The 5,152-nt window shown below is 72.8% G+C and carries 4 protein-coding genes; 1 reads left to right on the forward strand and 3 read right to left on the reverse strand.

From position 1 onward, the window contains the following. Positions 1-162: 162 nt before the first annotated feature. Positions 163-531 (reverse strand): STAS domain-containing protein, encoded by a 369-nt coding sequence (locus tag ACSNN7_RS28545; RefSeq protein WP_436684150.1) that lies wholly within the window; start codon positions 529-531, stop codon positions 163-165. 173 nt (positions 532-704) lie between these two features. On the opposite strand from ACSNN7_RS28545, the gene ACSNN7_RS28550 reads away from it, so the two are divergent. Next, the gene (locus ACSNN7_RS28550; protein ID WP_436684151.1) at positions 705-1,730 is read left to right on the forward strand and encodes an SMP-30/gluconolactonase/LRE family protein; all 1,026 of its coding nucleotides are present in this window, start codon (positions 705-707) and stop codon (positions 1,728-1,730) included. A gap of 116 nt (positions 1,731-1,846) precedes the next feature. Here ACSNN7_RS28550 and ACSNN7_RS28555 read toward each other — a convergent pair whose 3' ends face one another. Both ACSNN7_RS28555 and ACSNN7_RS28560 read right to left on the reverse strand, forming a co-directional pair. After that, positions 1,847-3,118 carry an Ig-like domain-containing protein gene (locus tag ACSNN7_RS28555; RefSeq protein ID WP_436684152.1) on the reverse strand — a complete coding sequence of 424 codons (1,272 nt, stop codon included), beginning with the start codon at positions 3,116-3,118 and terminating at the stop codon, positions 1,847-1,849. Positions 3,119-3,317: 199 nt separating this feature from the next. Continuing rightward, complete coding sequence (locus tag ACSNN7_RS28560) at positions 3,318-4,994, reverse strand: right-handed parallel beta-helix repeat-containing protein (protein ID WP_436684153.1); 1,677 nt, start codon at positions 4,992-4,994, stop codon at positions 3,318-3,320. Positions 4,995-5,152 lie beyond the last annotated feature (158 nt).

Raw genomic sequence — 5,152 nt, forward strand, 5'->3', positions numbered from 1 at the left:
AGCTGGCCGGGTCGGGCCTCCGGGCCCTCACCCACGGTGATGTCCTCGATGACGAGGTCGGCCGGCGGCCCGCCCTCCACCGCGGTCCGGCGGCCCGCCTCCCACCGCGGTCCGGCGACCCCGCGTCCACCGCGGGACGCGGACGGGCCGGTGAGGCGTGATTCAGGCGCAGGCGGCCAGCTCGCCGCGGGGACAGGGCACCGTGGGCAGGGTCTGCACCACCGGGACGACCCGGTGCAGGCCGGTGGCCCGCAGCACCCGGGCGACCACCGGATCCGGGTCGGCCAGCACGAGCTCGCCACCCCGGGCCCGGACCCGCAGATGAGCGGCCACCAGCGCGCGGACCCCGGCGGCGGAGAGCAGCCGGACGCCCGAGAGGTCGACCCGCAGCACCGGACGCGCCGGCGCGGCCCAGAGCGCGGCGCGCAGCACACCCACCGAGGCCACGTCGACCTCGCCGACCACCCGCACCCCGACCACGTCGTCACCCACGCTGAGCTGCACGTGGAGCCGGTCAACCCGCTGTCCCATACGGACGAATCTAGCCCCGGCCACCGACATTTCCGCCCCCCGCGCAGGTGAATCCGGGTCAGCCCAGGGTCGCCCCCGGGGGAGTCCCCGATCCGCCTCAGGGGCGAGGCGCGGCCGGCGCGACACGCCCCGGGGGGCCGACGCGACCGGTATCGGCGGGTGAGAATGATCCGATGGTCGTACCGCGCCAGCGCCAGCGCCCGCCCCGCCTGATCCGGCCCGTCCGCGAGCCGGCCACCGTGCCACCCCCGCTGGACGGGGTCTGGGCGCCCACCGACCGGCGGCTGGACCGGGTCGAGCTGCTGCCCCTGCCGCCGGGCGCGCATGGGCCGGAGGACGTGCTCGTCGACCCCGACGGCCGGGTGATCAGCGGCGACGAGGACGGCCGGCTCTGGTGGTGGCCCGCCGACGCCCCCGCCGGCACGGCACCCCGGCTGCTCGCCCAGACCGGCGGGCGGCCGCTCGGCATCGAGCTGGACCCGCGCGACGGCAGCCTGGTGGTCTGCGACGCGTACCGGGGGTTGCTGCGGGTCACCCCCGACGGCGCGGTACGGGAGCTGACCGGCACCGCGCCACCGGTACACCTGGCCGACAACGCCACGGTGGCCCGCGACGGCACGGTCTACTTCACCGACAGCTCCGACCGCTACCCGCTCTCGCACTGGAAGCACGACCTGCTCGAACACCGCCCCAACGGGCGGGTACTGGCGTACGACCCGCGTTCGGGGCGGACCGACGTGGTGACCGGCGGGCTCTACTTCCCGAACGGGATCGCGCTGACCCCCGACGAGTCGGCGCTGATGCTGGTGGAAACCAGCACCCACCGGCTGGTGCGGGTGGCCCTGCCCGACGGCGCGGTCACCGTGCTCACCGACCTGCCGGCGTACCCGGACAACCTCACCGCGGTCGGCGACGGAACGTACTGGATCGCGCTGCCCAGCCCCCGGCTGCCGGTCGTCGAGCGGCTGCTGCCGCACCCCCGGCTGCGCCAGCTGGTGGCGCTGCTGCCCGACGCGGTACGACCACAACCGCAGAAGTACGGGCTGGTCGCCCTCGTCGACGGCGACGGGACGGTGCTGCGTACGCTGCACGGCCCCGACGGCTCCTACTGGATGATCACCGGGGTACGGCAGGACGGCGACCGGCTCTGGCTGGGCAGCCTGGTCGGCACCGCCATCGCCCGCGTCGACCTGACCTGAGGCCCGGCCGGACCGGCGAGCAGCCGACCGGCCCCGGGTCCGCGCACACACCCGGACCGACGCACGACCGGCCCGGGTGGCGGGCCGGTCGTACCCCGGTCGTTCCTCCCCTGGTCTCAGCCGCCGCTGGCGGACGGCCCGGGTGCGGGCGACGAGCCTCCGGCGACCGCCCCCGGGTGCGCCGGGTGGGCCACGGGCGCCGGCTTCAGTCCGGGCGGCACCGGCAGCGCGCTGCCCTTGACGAACTCGTCCCAGCTGACGTTCCAGGCGGTGAAGCCGTTGCCCTGGTCCAACTGCACCTCGGTGCCCTTGACGGTCACCAGGTCACCGACCTTGGTGATGCCCATCAGCCAGTCCGCCGCCGTCACCGACACGTTGGTGCAGCCGTGCGAGACGTTGATGTTGCCCTGATCCCCCTCCGACCACGGCGCGGCGTGGATGAACTCGCCACCCCAGGTGAGCCGCTGCGCGTCCTCGACGTCGACCACGTAAGGGTCGGCCGATCCCCGGGTGTCGAAGGTGGTGAAGTCGTGCTTCTCCATGATCACCATCTTGCCGCTGGAGGTCGGCGTGCTCGGCTTGCCGAGGCTCACCGGGATCTTGCGGACCAGCTTGCCGTCCTGGAAGACCGACATCCGCTTGGTGGCGTTGTCGATCTCGAGGGCCACCTGCCGGCCGATCTTCGAGGTGGACCGGCGGTCGTCGTCACCGATGAACTCCTTGCCGATCGGAAGTCCCGCCAGTCCCGACCGCACGCTGATCTTCGTGCCGGGCTTCCAGAAATCCGGCGCCCGGTACTCGACCTGCTTACCGTCGCCCATCCACGACCAGGTACCCGGCTGCGGCGGGTCGGTCTTCACGAACAATCGCCGCTGCACGGCCGCCCGGTCCTCTTTGGGAATGGGCGGATCGAATGCGACGGTCACCGGCATCGCGGTGCCGTACGTCTGATTCGCGGTGAAATACAATGTGCTCTTTATCGCCTGCCTGGTCGATCTGGGCGACGTGGTGAAGGTCGTCCGCCCGACGGTGGTCCGCCCCTTCTTCCCGGTGGCGGTGACCTCCGCGGTGTAGGTCCGGCCGTTCTCCAGCGGCGTGCTCGGCACCCAGCTCGACCCGTCCTCGCGCGGCTCCCCCGCGACCTGCTTCCCCTTGTCGTCGGTGAGCTTGACGGCGGTCACCTTCCCGTGGCTCACGCTCGTCCCGACCTCCGCGCTGACCGGGACGTCCTTCGCCCGGTCCCCCGGCGTCAGCGTGACCGCGGGGTCCGCGGCTCCTTCCGGCGCCGAGCCGACGGCGGACTTCTTCTCCGCCGTGCACCCGCCGAGGATCAACGGTGTGGCTGCGATGGTCACCGCCAATAGCGTCAATCGCCGCCTCACGTCCATATTGGGCCCCCCGTTTCCATTCCCCTTGGCCACATTCTGTACGGCGCTTCTCAGCCCGTGGCGCACTTTCGCGGGAAATGCTCGCGAATGGCGGTGGCTTTGGTCGCGGATGTGCTGCGGCGCGATTGGGCGACCCGGCCGTCCCGGATCAGGGGCGCTGGGTGGTCCGCGTCCCGCCGTCCCGACTCGGGTCGCCGGGTCACCAGTCCCGATCGCCGTGGTTGCGGTCCCACCGGCCGCCGACGGGCGGGGTGTCCAACCGGGTGGGGGCCTCGGCGTTGCCGGCGAGGTCGTTCTCCTCCACCCGGCAGTCCACGCAGCTGCCCCGCTCGGTGATCCACAGCCCGTGGTTCTGGGTGCGCGGGTCGCGGTTGTCCCAGATCCGGTTGCCCCGCACCGTCGCCGAGTCGAAGGGCGCGTTGACGGTGATCCCGGCCCGGGTGCCCGGCGCGGCGGGCAGCTCGTACGCCGACCCGGGCGGCGGTGTGTCGCCGCTCCAGGCGGTGGAGGAGTCGGGGCGTACCGGGGCGAGGATCAGCTCGGAGGCGGTGTTGGCGGCGACCACGGCCGTTCGCTTGCCGACCTGCAGCACCTTGCCCCGGTGGGAGTCCGCCGGCCAGTTCGCCGACCGGTCGACCAGCGCCTTGTCGTTGTACCGGACCGTCTCGCCGCCGCCGGCGTACGCCCCGCCGCACTGCCGCCCGTTGTTGCGGATCCGGTTGTGCAGCAGCACCGCGTCGGTCATCGGGCGGTCGACGCGGATCCCGTCCAGGCCGTTGCCCCAGATGTCGTTGCTCTCGATCACCACCTCCGCGGCGCCGCCCTGGTAGCCCGGACCGAGGTTGTGCTCGTGGTAGCCGTACGCGCCGTTGCCGCTGATCCGGTTGCCCCGCACCGTGTACGGGCCGGGGGTGTTGCCCATGCTGATCCCGTCCTGGGTGTTGCCGTCGATCATGCAGTCGGTCAGCAGCCCGCCCCGCCCGGCCACGCCCGAGGTGCCGTTGGCCGAGACGTCGAAGCCGGCCTCCAGGTTGCCGGTCATCGTGCACGCGGTGACGATCAGCCCGTCGGCGCCCCAGTCGGAGATGCCGAACCGGTTGTTCTGGCTGTGGCAGCCGATGATCCGGTAGCCGCACGGCGGCGCCCAGTGCTCCTTCTGCAGCTCCAGGAAGATGCCGTTGGTGCCGTTGCCCAGCGCGGTGCAGTTGACGATGGTGACCCGTTCGACGCCGCCCCAGCCGCCGATGCCCACGCCGATGCCGGCCCCGCCGATCTCCTCGCCGTTGTCCAGCCGGCCGCAGCCGACCACCACCACGCCGTCGATGATGCTGTCCTGCAGGAAGTCGCACCCGAGCCCGCTCGCCGCGGTGTGGTGGATGTAGAGGTTGCGGAAGATTCCGCGCACCACGTACTGCAGGCCGAGCCCCTTGGCCAGGTAGCTGTACTCGGCCATCGCCACGCCGGAGCCGTCGATCTCGAAGTCGGCGAAGGTGCAGTCGGCGATGTGCCGATCCCGGTCCGCGCCGTGCTGGAGGGTGGTCCAGAAGGCCAGCGGCGTCGGGTCGGCCCGGTTGCCCTCGTTGCTCAGCAGAAACCGGGTCGCCGCCGGGCCGGCCCCGATCAGCGACACCCCACTGCGCCAGACCGTGCCGGCGTCCCGGATCGAGTAGATGCCCGGCGGGCAGTAAATCACCCGAGCCCGCCCGTCGGCGGCGTACCCGTCGCCGAGGCGGTCCACCAGGGCGGCCAGCGCCGGCTGGTCGTTGGTCACTCCGTCGCCGGTCAGCCCGTAGTCGTGCGCATCGCACCAGAGCGGCGCCCCGGCGACGGGGTGACGCTCCCGCACGATGGCGGGCAGACCTTGGTGGTAGGCCACGGGTGCTCCTCTCGGCGGTCCGGTCGTTCCCCCGCCGCCGATTTCCCGGCCGACCGAGCGGCTAACGCCACCCCCGCACACCCCGGCATCCGGGCCGGCAGACGCCCGAACCGGACAACCCGTACTGAAGCGGGGGAGCCGGCCACCTCGGCCGGCTC

Origin of the sequence: Micromonospora sp. URMC 105 (assembly GCF_051386295.1) — a bacterium.
In the GTDB taxonomy this organism is placed as follows: domain Bacteria; phylum Actinomycetota; class Actinomycetes; order Mycobacteriales; family Micromonosporaceae; genus Micromonospora.